The sequence below is a fragment of the Crateriforma conspicua genome, assembly GCF_007752935.1.
GTDB lineage: Bacteria > Planctomycetota > Planctomycetia > Pirellulales > Pirellulaceae > Crateriforma > Crateriforma conspicua.
The window spans coordinates 436,908-455,033 of record NZ_CP036319.1 but is presented as its reverse complement, the minus strand read 5'-3'; the positions used below and the strand labels follow the sequence as shown (position 1 = coordinate 455,033).

General features: G+C 58.3%; 12 protein-coding genes. 8 read left to right on the top strand and 4 right to left on the bottom strand.

What is annotated here, in order from left to right; translation table 11 throughout:
- The first annotated feature begins 368 nt into the window (after positions 1–368).
- The 4 genes from Mal65_RS01795 (at position 369) to Mal65_RS01780 (ending at position 7,757) form a co-directional block, all read left to right on the top strand.
- The gene (locus Mal65_RS01795; RefSeq protein WP_145293107.1) at positions 369–2,282 is read left to right on the top strand and encodes a sensor histidine kinase; all 1,914 of its coding nucleotides are present in this window, start codon (positions 369–371) and stop codon (positions 2,280–2,282) included.
- On the top strand, positions 2,279–2,743 hold the full coding sequence (gene rnhA, locus Mal65_RS01790) for a ribonuclease HI (RefSeq protein ID WP_145293104.1): 465 nt from the start codon (positions 2,279–2,281) through the stop codon (positions 2,741–2,743). Before Mal65_RS01795 ends, rnhA begins: the two co-directional genes overlap by 4 nt.
- A 237-nt stretch (positions 2,744–2,980) precedes the next feature.
- On the top strand, positions 2,981–5,587 hold the full coding sequence (locus Mal65_RS01785; protein WP_145293102.1) for a DNA gyrase subunit B: 2,607 nt from the start codon (positions 2,981–2,983) through the stop codon (positions 5,585–5,587).
- A gap of 121 nt (positions 5,588–5,708) precedes the next feature.
- Positions 5,709–7,757 carry a thioredoxin domain-containing protein gene (locus Mal65_RS01780; RefSeq protein ID WP_145293100.1) on the top strand — a complete coding sequence of 683 codons (2,049 nt, stop codon included), beginning with the start codon at positions 5,709–5,711 and terminating at the stop codon, positions 7,755–7,757.
- A gap of 12 nt (positions 7,758–7,769) precedes the next feature.
- On the opposite strand, the gene Mal65_RS01775 is transcribed toward Mal65_RS01780, so the two are convergent.
- On the bottom strand, positions 7,770–10,232 hold the full coding sequence (locus tag Mal65_RS01775; protein WP_145293099.1) for an ATP-binding protein: 2,463 nt from the start codon (positions 10,230–10,232) through the stop codon (positions 7,770–7,772).
- A gap of 294 nt (positions 10,233–10,526) precedes the next feature.
- On the opposite strand from Mal65_RS01775, the gene Mal65_RS01770 reads away from it, so the two are divergent.
- Entirely contained in the window at positions 10,527–11,366 is an 840-nt protein-coding gene (locus tag Mal65_RS01770; protein ID WP_145293097.1) for a purine-nucleoside phosphorylase, read from the top strand.
- 19 nt (positions 11,367–11,385) lie between these two features.
- On the opposite strand, the gene Mal65_RS01765 is transcribed toward Mal65_RS01770, so the two are convergent.
- Complete coding sequence (locus Mal65_RS01765; protein WP_165701007.1) at positions 11,386–12,072, bottom strand: 3-keto-disaccharide hydrolase; 687 nt, start codon at positions 12,070–12,072, stop codon at positions 11,386–11,388.
- Between the two features lie 66 nt (positions 12,073–12,138).
- Here Mal65_RS01765 and Mal65_RS01760 point away from each other — a divergent pair, with 66 nt between their 5' ends.
- From Mal65_RS01760 to Mal65_RS01750, 3 genes are all read left to right on the top strand, one after another.
- The gene (locus Mal65_RS01760) at positions 12,139–13,131 is read left to right on the top strand and encodes a purine-nucleoside phosphorylase (RefSeq protein ID WP_145293093.1); all 993 of its coding nucleotides are present in this window, start codon (positions 12,139–12,141) and stop codon (positions 13,129–13,131) included.
- A 163-nt stretch (positions 13,132–13,294) separates the two neighbouring features.
- Complete coding sequence (locus tag Mal65_RS26880) at positions 13,295–13,996, top strand: tributyrin esterase (RefSeq protein ID WP_145293091.1); 702 nt, start codon at positions 13,295–13,297, stop codon at positions 13,994–13,996.
- Between the two features lie 36 nt (positions 13,997–14,032).
- A complete protein-coding gene (locus tag Mal65_RS01750) occupies positions 14,033–15,109 on the top strand; it encodes a hypothetical protein (protein ID WP_145293089.1) in 1,077 nt (358 codons plus the stop codon).
- Between the two features lie 28 nt (positions 15,110–15,137).
- On the opposite strand, the gene Mal65_RS01745 is transcribed toward Mal65_RS01750, so the two are convergent.
- Complete coding sequence (locus tag Mal65_RS01745; protein ID WP_390621891.1) at positions 15,138–17,153, bottom strand: NAD(+) synthase; 2,016 nt, start codon at positions 17,151–17,153, stop codon at positions 15,138–15,140.
- On the bottom strand, positions 17,153–18,103 hold the full coding sequence (locus Mal65_RS01740; protein WP_196784826.1) for a hydroxypyruvate isomerase family protein: 951 nt from the start codon (positions 18,101–18,103) through the stop codon (positions 17,153–17,155). The genes Mal65_RS01745 and Mal65_RS01740 overlap by 1 nt, the downstream gene beginning before the upstream one ends.
- Positions 18,104–18,126: the final 23 nt, after the last annotated feature.

Genomic DNA, 18,126 nt, shown 5'->3' with positions numbered 1-18,126 from the left:
TCGCCGGATTGATGCCGAAAAGGTCGGAAGTAGGCAGAAAACGGTCCCCTTCGGACGTGCGGGGCCGCAATTCTGGGGGGTGAATCGACGGATAGACCGGCTGTTATTCCCAAAAGCTTAGGTCAAAGACGCTGCCGTGACGGCGAACGGAGACAACAACAGGGCCATATTGCCGGTTCACTGTAATTATGGCCCTTTACAACGGCAAGAAGCGCCGGATGGGTAAGATAGAGGGGTTTGAAACGGTCTTGCGGGCGGTAAGGTCAACCCAAGCCCTCTGAAATTCGTCTCCGCGCCGTCCCGCTGATTCGTCAAACTCGGCGGCTACGTTTCCCCGCCCGCGTCTCCATCCGACAGATCCCATCGCAATGCTCCGATTGCTGCAAAGTTTGATCTCGTCGATGAGCCTGGAGCGCAAGTGCTTGCTCTTCTTCGGTTCGGCCCTGTTGGTCTTGATGTTTGGTGCGTTCGCCGTCGTCCAGGTGTTGGCCCGCGGGTTGGTGCTGAACACGACCAAGCAACGCGCGTTGGACTTCAAGCCGCACGCGCTAGAAACACTGCACGAACAGGCGTTCTGGAACGATCAGGATTTCGCCAGCGAGGCGGCGGAAACGAAACGGACCGCCTTGGACAAGCTGCATAAGCAATTGTTGGGCGACAAGATGCGGTTCCAGATCCTGGGTCTGGATCACTCCGATTCACCCGGCTTCAGCAATTTGCCACCACGGCTTGCACCGGAGTTGCCCGAACTGCTGCGGAAATTGGAAAACTTGGAAGCGGAGTTTCGGCGACGGCTGGCCAACCGTATCGCTTCCAGCGGCGTCGACATCACTCATCCGATCGACCTGGGCGACGACGAAGCGATGGCCCGCATCGGGGCCGGCAGCAACCCGGTCGCCTTGGGCGAAGAAGTCGACAACAACGAATACGTTCTGTACACGCCGATTTGGCCCGATGAAACCTGCGTGTCCTGTCATGCCCCGATCGGACAAAGCAATCAATCGCTCAGCAATGAGGACCCGGTCGCCCGTGCCGCCCAGTATCCGTTTCGGGTCATGAAGGTCACGATGCCCAACAGCGGCACCAACGCATCGACCGAAGGGATCCGTGCGATCATCATCGCGATGGCCATGCTGATCGTCGCCGCAACGTTGTATGTGATGCATGCGATCGTGCGTTATCTGGTTTTGCAACCTCTGTATCATCTGCGTGACGTCAGCGACGCCATCACCCATGGGGACACCAGCCAGCGGGCCTTGATCGACACCGAAGACGAATTCCGCGAATTGGCCGACGCTTTCAACCGGATGCTGCGTCACTTGACCGAAACGCAGTCCCAGATTGAAGACGTCAACCGCGAACTGGACGCGCGTGTCGACCAGTTTGCACAGTTGAACTTGCAACTGTACGAAGCCAACCGGTTGAAGAGTGACTTCTTGGCCAACATGAGTCACGAACTGCGGACGCCGCTGAACAGCATCATCGGGTTTTCCGAGGTCCTGCAAGACATCGATTCGCTGAACGACAAACAGCGGCGATACGCGTCAAACATTCAAAAAAGCGGTCGTTTGTTGCTGGAAATGATCAACGACATCTTGGACTTGGCCAAAGTCGAAGCGGGCAAGCTGGAGGTCAAACGCGGCGAATTCGATTTGAAACGTGTCGTTGCGGCTCAGTGCGACATGATCGGGTCGCTATCGGAGGAAAAGAACATCTCCGTCATTCAACAGATTCCAGACGATTTGCCGACCGCGTACCAGGACGCCGGCAAGCTGGGACAGATCCTGAACAACTTGCTAAGCAACGCCATCAAGTTCACGCCCGAAGGCGGCATCATCACGATCGGCGTTCAGAACTTGGGCGATGAATTTCGATTGTCCGTCCGCGACACGGGTGTCGGCATTGCCGAGGAAGATCATTCGGTGATCTTTCAAAAGTTTCGACAAAGCAAGCAAGTGCTGGACGGCGAAGGCTTGACCCGTGAGTTTGCCGGAACCGGCCTGGGGTTATCAATCGTCCGCGAATTGTCAAAGCTGTTGGGCGGTGAAGTCGACTTTGAAAGTGAACTGGGGCGTGGCAGCACGTTTTGGGTGACCCTGCCGTGGGAACTTCGTAACGCCGACATCTTTACCGCGTCCCAACCACACGTTGCGTCCAACAGGGACAACGATCCGCAACAAAAATCCGGCACCGGCCCCGACGGCTCCGGTGCAAGCAATGGTACGCCGCAAACCGACAGCGGATCACCACCGCATTTCCCCACACCGACCGATGCGCTATGAAACCCGTTGATTTGTATACCGATGGCGCCTGCAGCGGTAATCCTGGACCGGGCGGTTGGGCGTTCATTTTGCGGTGCGGGTCGACGGGGAAACAGGTCGAACGCAGTGGCGGGGACAACCCGACGACCAACAACAAGATGGAATTGATGGCCGTCATCAAAGGCTTGGAATTGCTGAAGGAACCATGCGACGTCACCCTGCATGCCGACAGCACCTATGTCGGGCAGGGCATCAACAGCTGGATGGCCGGATGGAAACGTCGCGGCTGGAAACGCAAAGACGGTTCAAAACTGGTCCCGGTCAAGAACGTCGAATTGTGGAAGCGTTTGGACGAATTGATGCAGACGCATCGCGTCAAATTTCGGCACGTCAAAGGCCACGCCGGCCACACCGAAAACGAACGCTGTGACGAACTGGCCGTCGCCGCGTACCAAAAATACTTACACCATTCGTCTCGTTAGGCCTGCGTCTCTGCGGATCGATCCCGGGCCGGCTTCCCGGCCCCGGTGACCCTTTTGGCGGGCCTTTCATGTCTTTGTTGACAGTTTTCCGGTGACGTGGGCTGCGGAATCACCCGGTCCGGGGCCGGACCCCACCGACGCCCCGGCGGCATCGTCAAAAGGGCTGCAAACCGCTAGAATTGCGGCTTCTTCGGCGTCCCCACGCCGCCCCCGATTCGGTCCTCAACGCAGACGTTCATGAGCGATCCTCAGTCAACCGATCCACAGCCCACTGATCCTCAGTCGCCCGATTCCCAGGAATCTGCCCAGCAACCCGCCGGCCAACCGGCCGCGGCGGCTCCGGCAGCCAATTCGGAATACACCGACAAGGACCTCCAGCACCTTTCGGACTTGGAACACGTCCGCGAGCGGCCGGGGATGTACATCGGGGACACGACCGGGCGCGGGCTGCACCACTTGGTGTACGAGGTCGTGGATAACTCGATCGATGAAGCGATGGCGGGCTTCGCCAAAACCGTCTCGGTCACCGTCCACACCGACGGCAGCGTCACGGTCGAAGACGACGGCCGCGGCATTCCGGTGACCCGTCACGACCAACTGTCCGAAGAATTGGACCGCGAGGTCAGCACGCTCGAGGGCGTGATGACGGTCTTGAAGTTCGGCGGCAAATTCGAAAAAGGTGCCTACCAAACTTCCGGCGGTCTGCACGGCGTGGGCGTGACGGTCGTCAATTTCCTGTCGCAGTGGGCCGAGGTCGAAGTCAGCCGTGACGGTTCGACGTGGACCCAGGAATACGAACGCGGCGTCCCCACCGGCCCGATCCAAAAAGGACGTGCCACTAAAAAATCGGGCACCAAGACCACGTTCAAACCTGATAACCAGATCTTCAGCACCACCAAGTACAACTTCGACACGCTGGCCAAACGGCTGCAGGAACTCGCATTCCTGAACAGTGGCGTTCACATCAGATTTCATGATGAACGCAACGGCGAAGGCGGTGATTTTCTGTACGAACGCGGCATCATCGAATTCGTCGAACACCTCAATCGCGCCAGCGACGTCCTGCACAGCGACGTGATCGTCTTCACCGGCAGTCGCGAAGGCGTCGAATACGAAATCGCGATGCAGTACAGCACCGAGTTCACCGAAAACGTCCAGTCGTACGTCAATAACATTCACACGATCGAAGGCGGCACGCACGTCTCAGGTTTTCGTACCGCGCTGACGCGGACGTTGAACAATTACGGCAAGAAAGAAAACCTGTTCAAGAACACGACGCCAACCGGCGACGATTTTCGCGAAGGTCTGACCACAGTGATCAGCGTGCGCGTGCCGCACCCGCAATTCGAAGGGCAAACCAAGACCAAGCTGGGCAACGGCGAAGTCGACGGCATCATCGCCGGCGGCGTTGGCGAACAGCTGACCAAGTACTTGGAAGAAAACCCCCGCGTCGCCAAGACGATCGTCCGCAAAGGTCTGTTGGCAGCCGAGGCACGCGAGGCGGCCCGAAAAGCCAAGGACTTGCTTCGCAAGCGGAAAGACGCCTTGGGCGGCGGTGGTTTGCCCGGAAAACTTCGCGACTGCATCAGCAAGAAGATGGAGGAGTGCGAAATCTATCTGGTCGAAGGTGATTCGGCCGGCGGATCGGCCGAAGGCGGACGGATGCGTGAATACCAGGCCATCCTGCCGCTGCGTGGAAAGATCATCAACGCGTACAAATCGCGCGAAGACAAGGTCTTGGCCAACGAAGAAGTCCAGTCGATGATCCAGGCCATCGGCACCGGCATCGGAGCCGATCAAGACATCAGCAAGCGGCGGTACAACAAAGTCGTCATCATGACGGACGCCGATGTGGACGGCAGCCACATTCGGACGCTGTTGTTGTGCTTCTTTTACCGCCAGATGTACCACTTGGTCGCCGGTGGCCACGTGTTCGTCGCTCAACCGCCGCTGTATCGCGTGCAGCAGGGACGGAATCGGTACTACGTCCAAACCGATGAAGAAATGCGGACGCGATTGCTGGAACGCGGTCTGTCCGATTCGGTACTGGAATCCGAAGACGGACGCCGCGCCGAAGGCGACACGATGCGATCGCTGGCCACCACGCTGGCGTCGATAGAAGACGCCATCGTTGCCTTGGAACGACGTGGCACCAGTCTTAAGAATCATGCCGTTCGTTTGGACCCGGTGACCGGAAAGCTGCCGACGTTCCTGTTGACCGCCGGCAACGACGAACACTGGTTCGGTTCCCAGGAAGACGTCGATGCATTCTTGAGCGCAAACAATCTGGTGCTGGACGTCGAGGAAAACGAAGACGACGAGGAAGCCGAAGCAAACAGCGAGGGCCAGGGCGATGGCGATGGCGATGGCGATGGCGATGCCGAGCCTAAGGAAGTCACCGAGATCGTGAACTTGGCCCACTTGGAAGAGATTCACGAAGTTCGCACGATCAACAGCGGATTGAAAGACCTGCAACCGGTCGGGTTCGGGTTGGATGACTTGATCCCGGTCGACCGCACCGGAACGACCGCACCGCGTTTCGAACTACTGCGGGGCGACGAGGTTCGCCGACCGCTGGACGATCTTCGAGCTCTGTTGCCCGAGATCCGCAGCGCCGGTGAAAAGGGTCTACAGCTGACTCGTTTCAAAGGCTTGGGTGAAATGAACGCCGAAGAACTTCGCGAAACGACCTTGGACCCCGAAAACCGAACGCTGATCAAAGTCAACTTGACCGACGCCGGCGCGGCCGACGAAATGTTCCGGTTGTTGATGGGTGACAAGGTCGAACCGCGTCGCGAATTCATCGAAAAGCACGCGCTTGACGTCCGCAATCTGGACGTCTGATTCTTCTTCGGATTCGTGCTCCAATCGCCCCCGGCCGCGACCGTGACGAATCGCTTCCGGGGCGCGCGTCGCGCCGGCGTGTCATGATCCCGCATCCATTCCGCCACCCATCGTGGACACCATGCCGAATCGACTTGCCGAATCGTTAAGCCCCTATCTGCTGCAACACCAAAACAACCCGGTCGACTGGTTCCCCTGGTGTAACGAAGCGTTCCAGTTGGCCAAGAAACTGGACCGGCCGATCTTTCTGTCGGTCGGTTACGCGGCTTGCCACTGGTGCCATGTGATGGAACACGAGAGCTTCGAAAACGAAGCGATCGCAGAGTTTCTGAACAACTACTTCATCAGTGTGAAAGTCGACCGCGAAGAACGACCCGACGTCGACCAGATTTACATGAACGCCGTCCAGGTGATGAGCGGCCGTGGTGGTTGGCCGATGAGCGTGTTCCTGGATCACGATCGGCGTCCGTTTTATGCCGGGACGTATTGGCCGCCGACACAGCGCGCCGGGATGCCCGGTTTCGCGCAAGTCCTGGATGCCATCGCAGCGGCATGGCAGGACCGTCGCGACGAAGTGGTGCATCATGCGGATCAAATCACCGCGGCATTGACGCAACTGGCCAAGGGCACCGGCGATTCGGTCGACCAACCCGCCGATGACGTCGAACTGGCACGCCGTATCGTCCGTCAAGCCTGCGACCAACTGGTCCGGGTCCTGGACCGCAACGACGGCGGTTTTGGCGGCGCGCCCAAGTTCCCTCATGCGACCGACCTGTTGTTGCTGTTGTCACAAGTCGCCGTCAAACCGAACGTCGATTATCGCGGTGCCTGCGAATTGACGCTGAACAAAATGGCCGCCGGTGGCATCTTCGATCACATCGGTGGTGGATTTGCCAGGTACAGCGTCGACAGTAAATGGCTGGTACCGCACTTCGAAAAGATGCTTTACGACAACGCACTGCTGGCGACCACATACACGCGTGGTTTCCAAGTCACAGGCAGCGGCCACTTCGCCGCCGTTGCAGACGCCACGCTGCGTTACATGGCACGCGACATGGTCGACCCGTCCGGCGGTCTGCACTGCAGCGAAGACGCCGATAGCGAAGGCGTTGAAGGCAAGTTTTACGTCTGGAAACCCGGCCAGGTGACGGCGGTGCTGGGCAAGGATCGCAGCGATCGGTTTGCCCAGATCTATGACATCACCGATGCCGGAAACTTCGAAGGCACATCGATCCCCAACCGACTGCACGCGACGGATCCCAACGCCTGGGACTTGGAACCCCAAGCCTTGGAAACGCAATTGGCCGCCGATCGCGAATCCTTGCGACAGGCACGTCAAAAACGCGTGCGACCGGGCCGCGACGACAAAATCATCACCGCCTGGAACGCGCTTGCCATCGACGCGTTTGCCGTCGCCGGCGCCGTGTTCGACAGCCAAGAATGGATCGACGTCGCGACCAAAGCAGGGCAGTTCTTGTGTTCACGCATGCGACGTGATGATGGTCGTTTGTTGCACGCGTTTCGGGCGGGAACCGCGCACTTGGACGCCTATGTGGACGATTATGCGTTGACCGCATCGGCGTTCGTCACGCTGTACCAAGTGACTGCCGACAAGACTTGGATCGACACGGCAAACCAGCTTGTCGACAGCATGATCGAACATTTCTGGGACGATACCGAGGGCGGTTTCTATTACACCGCGGATGATTCCGAAACTTTGATCACCCGAAACAAAGACTGGCACGACGGCAGTCTGGTCAGCGGCAACGGCGCCGCGGTCAACGTGTTGCTGACGCTGGCCGACCTGACCGGCAATGACCGATATCGACAACACGCTCAGCGAACGCTGAACACCGCGGCGGAAATCCTGCAAAGCCAATCGGCCGCGGCCGCGTCGTTGGTGATCGAACTGGATCGCCTTCATCGCGGCAACCGCCAGATGGTTCTGGCGGTCCCGTCCAAATCGGATGTCCCGGCTTGGCGCGGCAAACTGTTTGCCAAGCATCGCAGCCACACCACACTGGCTTGGCATTTGGGCGATGCTGACAACGTGGCGTTGGCCGATCAAAAGTCCTGTGTCGACGGCCGGCCGACGCTCTATGTCTGTGAAGACTTCACCTGTGGCCAGCCGCTGACCGCTGATTCCGTGGTGTCGGCGTTGGCGGAATAGGGCCTTGGCCGATCACGATTCCAACGATGGCTCCAATGGAACCAACGGTGTGGCAATCCCGTCGGCGTCCACCTGCCAGGGCACCCAAGCAATGACCGGTGTCTCCGCTTTCAAGTCACCTTTGCGAGGCGGAATTTCCGTGGTGTCGATCTCGATCCGCTCGGGATCATAGGTTTCGTTCAGCCGATCGATTTCGCGGCCCAGTTCATCTTCCAACGCAGAAATATCATCGCGCAGGCGGTCCATCGCTTGTTCGGCCTGCTTGACGTCCAAACGCTGGCGATTGGCGTAAGTTGCACTGCGGGCAACGGTCGACATTCCGGTTCGGCGACCGCCCAAAAATGCTCCCAAGACGCCCTGAACTAGGGTTGCGCCGGCCGAAATCATCGACGACGAACTCTGCGCCGCTTCGCGATCGACACGTTCCTGTGCTTTGTGCAGTTTGTTTTCCAGCGTCCGAACCTTGGACTGGATCTTGTCGCGCAGTTTTTCTTCCAAGCGGTCCTTTTCCTCGCGATAGCGTTGACGGAAATAGGCCATCGCCTCGCCACGATTCTTGGAATCCTTGGCTTCTTCGTCCAGCAACACGGACCGATACAACGTGAAGGTGCAGTGACGATACATGTAATCTTTGAACTGCGATCGATAGGTCCGATACTTTGCTTTGCTGATCAATTCGTTCGGCAGATCTTTGAAAACAAAGTCGGGCTCCGGTTCATCACTTCGTTCGACATCGCGATGCAGCGGAGCACTTGTTTCCCACAGCGGATCCGATAATCCGTGGTCACATCGTTCCAAGTGGCAAATGTCACGCCAGTGTTCCAGGTCCAAGCTGGATTTGGAAAATCGCATGGATCCTTCGACCAGCAATGCCGGACGATAGATCCGCTTGCAACCTTTGGTGGATCGCACTTGTGGCACCAGAAAACACTCCTCGATGCCCGCCGGCACGACGGGTCGCGGCTGATCGGATTGCCCGGCATCGTCTTCATCGCCCGCATCCGTTTGGGCGGCGGCCATCGCCTTTTTGCGGTCCCGCATCAACCGGCTGATTTGATTTCTGGCCAGAGGTCCGGCCAAAAATGACATGGCCCATCGTGTTTGAAAAACCGACGGGAAACCATCGTGGACGTTGTTCATTAGAAAGACGCGTTTGCCCAAACCGGCCAACGTCTGTTCCATTTGGCCCCGATCAAAGGTTTGGCCCGATTCGGATGCGGCACCTTCCAAGCCTTCCAAGACACGTGCCTTGTCGCGTTCGGTTTGCAGACGTCCCAAGAACCAAGTCCCAATGTTGGACAGGCCTTTGTAATCCAGGTCGACCGGGTTTTGCGTGGCCAGTGTGATCCCCACACCGAACGCACGGGCCTGTTTCAACAGCGTCAACATCGGCGGTTTGGACGGTGGGTTGGCGACCGGCGGAAAGTACCCCGCCACTTCATCCATGTAAAACATCGCCCGCAATGAACTGGTGCCCGATTGCCGTCGCGTCCAAGCCAACAATTCGTTCAGCAGAATCGTGACGAAAAACATCCGCTCGTTCTCATTCAAATGAGCGATCGAAAGAATCGTCAGACGCGGTTTGCCTTCGGCGGTGAAATACAGATCCTGGATCGACAGCGATTCGCCTTCCAACCATGACGCGAACGCGGGGGACGCCAGCAAGTTGTTCAATCGCATGGCCAATTTGGCACGCTCGGTCGCCGGCATGAACGATTCAAGATCCAAGACACCGACCCGGCTGATCGGTGGCGATTGGATCAAGCGAATCAGTTGCGCGACCGCGACGCTCTTTCCCTCGGACCATTCGTGCTGCAGGATCGACGAGACCAAAATATGTTCGGGCGACACCATCGGATCGGCGTCGATCCCGATCAACGTCAGCAAACCGCTGACCGCGCCGGTGATTCGTTCGGCCACCGCTTCGCCGTCTTCCAGTTCTTCGGGTGTCGGTGCATCGAAACTACGTAGCACCGTCATGGGCAAACCGATGTTGCTGCCGGGTGTGTAAATCGCCACATCGACCGCTTCCTTCAGCCGACGGATTCGCTGGCCGTCTTGTCCCCACGACGCCAGCCCGTCACGCCACATCGTCGCGGTGGATTCGGCCAGTTCATCCAGTGTTTTTCCTTGCCGGGTGGCTTCGCCCGATTCCAGCCAAGGCTTGAAATCCTCCGGTTTCAGATCGGGAAACGTTAACAGCAAGTTCGCCAAATCTCCTTTGGGATCGACACAGATCGCCGGGATACCATCGATCGCGGCCTCTTCCAACAGTGACAAGCACAACCCCGTCTTGCCGCTGCCCGTCATCCCGACGCACATCGCGTGTGTGCACAGGTCTTTGGCGTCGTACATCAGCAGGTCGTCCAACATTTCGCCCTGCTGCAGGTCGTAATGACGCCCCAGGTAAAACGCGGACAGTTTCTCAAAGACCTTCGGATCAGGCGTGTTGGCTTTGGTGTCGTTCTTGGGCATCAACGTTTCCGTCGTGATGAGATGAAGCGGTTTAGAAAAGCCGGCCGGCGTTGCGTCGCGTGCCGTTTGAATCGTAGCGAATCCCATTAAGACGCGTAGCCGCAGCGTGACGTCTGCAGTTTTCGTTCAGGACACTGGAAGGTTGGATTCCACACCGGCCCGCAACAATGATCTGCCCCACGTCCACGTCGGCGTCGATATCGGCTATGTTTTCCGCGCGTGCCACGCGATCTGCGGCACTCGTGTTTGCGGCACCTGCTTTTCAATCGATTCCCTTGATGCCAGTTTCCGGCCATGCTTGACCTGTACGACAAGATCCAAGACGCCTGCCAAGTCATCCGCCAGCATTTTGACGCCACACCACGGGTCGGCATCATCCTGGGGACCGGGTTGGGCGGTCTGGTCGGCGACATCGATGTCCAGGCAACCATCGCTTACGAAGACATTCCGCACTTTCCCCGATCAACGGCGACCAGCCACGCGGGCCGATTGGTCTGCGGCACGCTGGGCGGCGTTCCCGTGTTGGCCATGGAGGGCCGTTTTCATATGTACGAGGGCTACGCGCTGAAGCAGATCACATTGCCGGTGCGTGTCTTCAAGGCCCTGGGGGCCGAGTTGTTGGTCGTCAGCAATGCTTGTGGTGGTCTGAATCCGCAATACAACAATGGCGACATCATGGTGATCGAAGATCAGATCAACCTGATGGGCGACAATCCGCTGATCGGCGTCAACGACGACCGACTGGGGCCCCGGTTCCCCGATATGTGCGAACCGTACGACCAACAATGGATCGACAAAGCGATGCAGGTCGCACGCGGTGACGGAATCTATCCGCACAAAGGCGTCTTCGTTGCCGTGGCCGGCCCGAACCTTGAAACCCGCGCCGAATATCGCTTTTTACGTCTGATCGGTGCCGACGTGGTCGGAATGAGCACCGTGCCGGAAACGATTGTTGCCGTCCACAGTGGTTTGAAGGTTTTGGGACTTAGCGTCATCACCGACATGTGTTTGCCCGATGCGTTGAAACCGGCCAACGTCGAAGAGATCATCGAAACAGCCAACCAGGCGGAACCAAAGCTGCGGGCAATCGTCCGAGGCGTTGTCGCCGAAGCCGGCCAGACCCGCTTGGCCTGATCGTTGGCACCGCGGGGTATCAATCCGCCAGCGGCGTTAGTTCGATCCCACGGAAATGAATCTCCGCGCCCTCGGCTTGTAACCCGATGGTTCCGGCGACGTCTTCCACGTCGTCCACCACGTTGACCTTCTTGCCGTTCATGCGGACCACCATCTTTCCATCCTTCAGCCGCACGGTCAGCCGATTCCATTGGCCCACCGGCTTCTCGGCATTCTCAAGATGGCTTAGCCCCTGAAAGTCGCCCAAAACTTCGTGTCCGGTGACCTTCTTCAGCCGCTGGGGATCGCCGTCAACGTGGAAACCATAAAAGCCCCACACGTCACCGGCATGGTCGTGCATCAGTTGGACTTCGGTGCACTTAGTCAGAAACGATGGCGGGTCGCCCGACATCCGAAGCAACAAGCCGCTATTGCCACCATCAGAACCTTTGGGCCAACGGTACTGCAGGGTCAGACGAAAATCCTTGTAAGACTTGTCGGTTTGCAGATAGCCCATCGGATCGCCAGTGCACACGATCACGCCATCGTCGACCTTCCAGGTGTCCGCCGGATCGGATTGCGAATCAAACAAATACGCCGTCCAGCCGTCCAACGTTTTGCCGTCAAACAGTGACACGGCCTTGGTGTCTTGTCCGGCCGAAATCGATGTCATGGCCAAGCACAACACCAGCGGGCAAAATGGGGTCAAACGTTGCATTATCGACATGTTGATCCTCGTCGTTTCGTACGGATCCAAGACGGAAAGGGGGACGAATGTTCGCTGGAACGTTCCATGTTGATCGCACCGGACACCGGTCGTCCAGCGATCCGTCGTCCGACAACAGCGATTTGCGTCGGTTTGACGCACCATCGTCGTTTCGCGCCGGCGTATCACACGATCGATCTCGTCCATTTGCCTTCGCATCATACCGCCATGGCCAAACAGATTTCGACCGCGCCGCCCGACCTCGTCCTTGACCGCGCCGTGGACTTGGTCCGCCAGCAATGCGACCTGGTTCCCAAAGTCGCTGTGGTGCTGGGAAGCGGACTGGGCGGCGTTGCGGACCGGATCGACGCCACCGCCACGATTCCTTTCGATTCCTTGCCCGGCTTCGCTGCGTCGACCGCAGCCGGACATCGCGGCCAACTGATCCTTGGGCACATCGACGGCGTTGCCGTGGTGGCGATGGCCGGGCGCTTGCATCGCTACGAAGGCCATCGCCGTGACGCGATCTTCTTTCCGATTCGGTTGATGGCACAACTTGGTGCGGAAACCTTGATCGTCAGCAATGCGGCCGGCGGGATTGATCCGCGGCTGAACGTCGGCGACATCGTCCTGATCGACAGCCACATCGACTGGATCCATGGCGGGCCCAACCGCACCGACACTGCAGTCCCGGGCGTGCTTCACCGCCAACCGCAAATCTATGATCCCCAACTGATGCAGTGGGCCTTGGACGCCGCGGTCGCCAACGGTTTCGCCATGCGACGCGGTACTTACTTGGCCACCACTGGTCCGACCTACGAAACGCGTGCGGAGTACCGCATGATGCGACGCATCGGTGCCGATTTGGCTGGCATGAGTACGGTGCCCGAAACCATCGCCGGGGCGTCGATGGGGATGAAAGTCTTGGCCCTGTCGATGGTTAGCAATGTCGCCAATCCGGACCAACCGCAAGCGGCCAGCCACGAGGAAGTCTTGCTGGCCGGTCGCCAGGCGGCAGGAAAACTGGAATCCGTGGTTCGCGACATCGTGTCGAAACATCGCAACCAGACGTCCGGGTGAACATTCGATTAGACTGAGGCGTTCAGCCAACTCTTAATCCCACCCGTCCTGGCGTCCATGCGGTTGTTTGACGGCATCGGTTTTCGGTCCGGCCCGGTCAACGGCCCCGCTTGATCGATCACGCGATTACCGACAATCCCCGGATGCAATCAACCAGCACTCCATGCGATTCGACCTTTCCGAACATGACCACGAATCGCTGCGCAATGCGATCGCAGCGATTCCGATTCTCGATGACGGCGAAGATCTTCCTGTGGTCCAAGTCGACGGCGTGAAGGGTCAACACGCCGCAATGATGCGTTTGGACCATCCGGTGCGAATCGAGGCCGAGGGCGACCTGGGTGACTTTGCGTTTGCCCATCATGCCCAGGCGACCGTTCGCTTGACCGGAAGCGTTGGAAACGGAGTGGGCGAAGGCATGCGTAGCGGAACGATCGGCATCCGTGGCAACGCGGGCATCGGCCCGGGTGTTGCGATGCGAGGCGGAACGCTGGCGATTTACGGCAGCGTGGGCGACCGCTGCGGTGCCGCCATGCGTGGCGGCGAGATCTTCATTCGTGGTGATGCCGGGGACCACATCGGGATCGGCGCCTTGGGCGGCACGATCGTGATCGGCGGAAACGCGGGCCGATGGATCGGTAATGCGCAAAGCGACGTGTCCATCTTCATCCGTGGTTCCGCCGAAAGCTTGGCCGAAGGTGTGACCGAAGCTCCCTTGCGTAAACGCGAGCAACTGCGATTGGGTCTGTTGCTGATCAATGCGTCCATACGAGGCGATGCATCGGAGTTTCGTCGAATCGTCCCCGATGCAAAACTGCATGCGGAACAAGCCCAACAAGGCGAAGTGGTACCGAACTGGCGATAGCCGTCCCGGCCAAAGACATCAAACAGAAAGAGACGAATGACCGCCGCGCTTTTGGATCCACTTCATCTGTTGCCACCGCCGACGACGCAACCCTGGGATGCGTTGCGGAATCAATCCCCGGCGCGACGCATTCGCCGGGCCGACGGGTCCGTCGTCACCATGCCGCTTCCGCTGTTTTGGTATGCGCCCGATTGGTACCTGTATCCGCTGGAAGTCTCCCGACACTTGGCCGCGGCCGTTGCCCAAATGGGCGTATGCGTTGCCGCACTTCGCAGCGAGGTTGCCGGCGGCGATCACCCCTCGCCGCTGCATGACGAAGCGATGCCACGTTTGGTTCCCTATCGGCCCGAACGCTATGGATTTCAGTGCACCGATTTTGATGACGCCCAGTTCGTCGATTTGCGACTGACACTGGTCCGTGAACCTTCCGGTCGATTCGCTTTCCCACCTGCCCAGGTCGCTCGCTGGGAATCGGATTCTGGCAAAGAAATCATCAGTGGCGGCGGTTGGGTGGAAGCCGCATCATTCCCTCCGGACGTGGCCGACTTGATGCATCTCGGATCCAAAATCGTCCAGATCCGTACACTCAGCCCATCGGCCGCCGTGATGGTTTCGATCAATCCGATCGATTTGGACAACGAATTGCCCGCCATCTTGGACGCCGACCCCGATGGCATCATCCTGCGCGCCGACCGGTTCCACCTGACCGGCTTTCAGCTAGCGAAGCTAATCCAGAAGACTCGCCGGATCATTGATGACCGACACTCTGCGACGCTTCCGCTGTGGATCGTGCCCGGACCAATCACCGCGGACGACGCCGCAAAATTGGTCGCCTTGGGTGCCAGCGCAGTGGCCATCGATGCCTGGTGCCAACCGCTGCGTGAAGAAGACTTTCGCCCCCCTGCGTCGGCAGCGGCGCGATTGGGATTCACCGACAACAAGACGCCGTCGGCACAGTCACATATTGATGCCATTGCCGCGTCCCACCTTCGAGCTTCGATCGAGCGTTTCACCGGCATGCTGCTGTCGACGCTGGACGGTTCGGTGTCGGATCGCCTGGGCACTTTCGACCAAGCGTGGGCGGAAACGCTTGGCGTTCGCTTTCTGGGTTAAGTGATGCGGTCGCACCGGCCCACGTCCCCTAGCCGGCCGACGGATCGCGAAAATCGCCACCATTGCCATCACTTGGCATTCGCCAATCGCCCCGTGGTGAAAGGCTGACACTGCCGACCTTGGGACCATCGGGAACGCAATTCCGCTTGAACTGATTGGCAAAGAAACGCCGCAAGAACGTGTCCAACACCGTGGCGATATGCTCCGGTGCATATTCTTGGTCGAATTGCGCGTGACTGGCCAAATGAAGGATCTTTTCGCGGCTGAAACCGTTACGAACGAAATGATAAAGAAAGAAATCGTGCAGCTCGTACGCACCGATGGACTGCTCGGTACTTTGCCGAATCGTCCCATCCGGGGCCGGCGGCAATAATTCCGGGGAGATCGGTGTATCAGCGATCCGATGCAGTACCTTCCTCAGTTCACCTTCGAAATAGTGATCGGCCGCATACCGGACCAAAAAGCGAACCAGCGTTTTGGGGATCGATGTATTGACGTTGTACATCGACATGTGGTCGGCGTTGTAAGTGGACCAGCCGAGAGCCTGTTCGCTCATATCACCGGTCCCCAGCACGAAACCTCGGTTCATCAACAGCATCGTGCGCACGCGAGCCTGAACGTTTTCGAACACCAAATCCGTGGCGTCGTCCGGTGTCGCAATCAGTTCGTCCTGGAGTTGCTGCACCGTGGTGCTGTCATCGATCGCGATGCCCAAAGGCTGGTGCCCGAGCGATAGAAACGTGTCCAAACAAAGCGGGCGGATGTCGATGGTTTCGCCACGAATCCCGGTCAGTTCGATCAATCGATCGGCGCTGGTTTTGGTGTGTGTGGTCGTCCCGAACCCCGGCATGGTGATCCCACAAATCGTCTGCAGCGACCGACCGGTCGACTGACACGCCCGCAGTGCCACCAACAACGCCAAGGTGCTGTCCAGCCCACCGGATACCCCAATCGAAAGCGTCGTGTCGTTGCCGATACACGACAAACGTTTCGCCAAACCTGCCGTTTGAATGGCAAATATCTCGGCACACCTTGCATCCAGTTCCGCGGATTCGTCAGGGACAAAGGGGTGAGCATCCACGCGACGCAGCAAGTCGGTACGCTTCGTCAACGTCGGGGTCGGCAACTTGATGCGGCGATACGATTTTGGCAACTGTGGCAACAGGTCATCGAACGAACCGATCACTTGGCGATCATGTGCCAATCGCTGCAGATCGACGTCAGCGACCGCGGTCGCTTCATCGAAAATCATCGGATCTCGTCCGTCACCGATCCGGCGAGACTCCGTCAGAACCATGCCGTTTTCCGCAATCAGACAGTGTCCGCCGAAGACCAAATCGGACGTCGATTCCAATCGCCCCGATGATGCATAGGCGTACGCGGCGATACACCGGCCTGATTGACTGGTCACCAAGTCTCGCCGCCAAGTCGCCTTGCCGATCGTTTCGTTGCTGGCCGACAAATTCAGCAAAACGTTGGCACCGGCGACCGCAGCGTGACTGGACGGCGGCATCGGAGTCCAAAAGTCTTCACAAATTTCGATTGCGATCACGGCGTCACGGATCTGAAACAACAGATCGGTGCCAAAGGGAACTGTCTGTCCCGCCCACCGCACGTGATCCGGATCCGCTTCACCGGCAGGTCGAAAATGCCGGCCTTCATAGAATTCACGATACGTCGGCAGATACGACTTGGGAACCATTCCCGCCAGCTGACCATCGTGAATCACGGCGGCCACATTCATCAGCGAACCGCCGACACGCCAGGGCAATCCAACCACGATCACTCGCTGGTCGCCATGGGTGGCTTGGATCAGTCGCGACAATCCTTCGGCGGTCGCACGTAAGAGGTCGTCTTGTGCAAACAGATCACCGCAGGTGTATCCCGTCAGTGCCAATTCGGGCAACAAAATCAAATCGGCATCGACCGAACGAATCAACGATTCGATTGCGTCGACATTGGCCGACGGTTGTGCTACCGAAACCGCAGGACTGGCGGCAGCGATTCGGAAGATGCCGTGGGGAAAAGCTTCGTCAGATTCAATCACGCAAACGAATCCGCTTGTCGATAGGCTTCGATCACTTTGCGTTCACCATCGGCACCACGTTGGCTGTTGCCGTGTTCCATGCCGATCACGCCCTTGTACCCCTTTTCGTGCAGGTGCTCGAAGACGCCCTTGTAATTGATCTCGCCGGTGTAGGGTTCTTTTCGTCCCGGATTGTCACCCGACTGGAAATAGGCAATCTCGCTATAGCAAGCGTCGATGTTGGGGATCAGGTTGCCTTCGGTGATCTGTTGGTGATAGATGTCGAACAAGATCTTGCACGACGGGCTGTTCACCGCACGACAGATGGCAAAGGCTTGATCACTTTTCTGTAAGAAGGTTCCGCCGTGGTTGGCGTACCAGTTCAGCGGCTCCAAAACCATGACCAAGCCATGCGGTTCGACGACTTCCACGCAGCGTCGCAGAGTGTCGATCACATTGGCCGTTTGATATCCCATGGCCAAACGTGGACCACCGTACCGGTTCCATTTTTCTTGTTCGCCGTGCTGTTGATCAACGCTGCCGGGGACGACGGTGCACCATTTGGCGTTGACTCGTTTGGCGACTGTGACCGCGTCGTTCATCTTCGACAAGATTTCCGCGGTCGTGTCTTCGGCGGGGCGTGCAAACGTCGGCTTGTCGAAACTTCCGTAAGCGACAAAGACGCCCATCTGCATGTTCAGATCGGATAGCGTCTTGCCGATTTTTTCTTGCATTTCGGGCGTTTCACCCGGCAAGCCGTTGTATTCAAAAGCGGTGAATCCCTGGTCCGCACAAAACTTGATCTGATCGATCACGTCTTTGCCGGCCAAGTTCTTGAACATCCCGGGGTGCGGTGCATAGCCCAGATTGAACTTCGGTTGCGATGACCCCTGAGCGGAAACGACACGCGACGTCATCGTGGCGGCGGCGGCAACAGCGGCGGATTTCAACAAATCTCTGCGATGAATCATCTTTGTCTTTCGGGGCGGGT

Excerpts from the sequence above, each read along its gene's own strand:
- Mal65_RS26880 (WP_145293091.1), top strand. The coding sequence starts at position 13,295 with ATGCGATTCGACCTTTCCGAACATGACCACGAATCGCTGCGCAATGCG.
- Mal65_RS01785 (WP_145293102.1), top strand. The coding sequence starts at position 2,981 with ATGAGCGATCCTCAGTCAACCGATCCACAGCCCACTGATCCTCAGTCG.
- Mal65_RS01765 (WP_165701007.1), bottom strand. The coding sequence starts at position 12,072 with ATGTCGATAATGCAACGTTTGACCCCATTTTGCCCGCTGGTGTTGTGC.
- Mal65_RS01795 (WP_145293107.1), top strand. The coding sequence starts at position 369 with ATGCTCCGATTGCTGCAAAGTTTGATCTCGTCGATGAGCCTGGAGCGC.
- Mal65_RS01760 (WP_145293093.1), top strand. The coding sequence starts at position 12,139 with ATGTTGATCGCACCGGACACCGGTCGTCCAGCGATCCGTCGTCCGACA.
- Mal65_RS01780 (WP_145293100.1), top strand. The coding sequence starts at position 5,709 with ATGCCGAATCGACTTGCCGAATCGTTAAGCCCCTATCTGCTGCAACAC.
- Mal65_RS01770 (WP_145293097.1), top strand. The coding sequence starts at position 10,527 with ATGCTTGACCTGTACGACAAGATCCAAGACGCCTGCCAAGTCATCCGC.
- rnhA (WP_145293104.1), top strand. The coding sequence starts at position 2,279 with ATGAAACCCGTTGATTTGTATACCGATGGCGCCTGCAGCGGTAATCCT.
- Mal65_RS01750 (WP_145293089.1), top strand. The coding sequence starts at position 14,033 with ATGACCGCCGCGCTTTTGGATCCACTTCATCTGTTGCCACCGCCGACG.
- Mal65_RS01775 (WP_145293099.1), bottom strand. The coding sequence starts at position 10,232 with ATGCCCAAGAACGACACCAAAGCCAACACGCCTGATCCGAAGGTCTTT.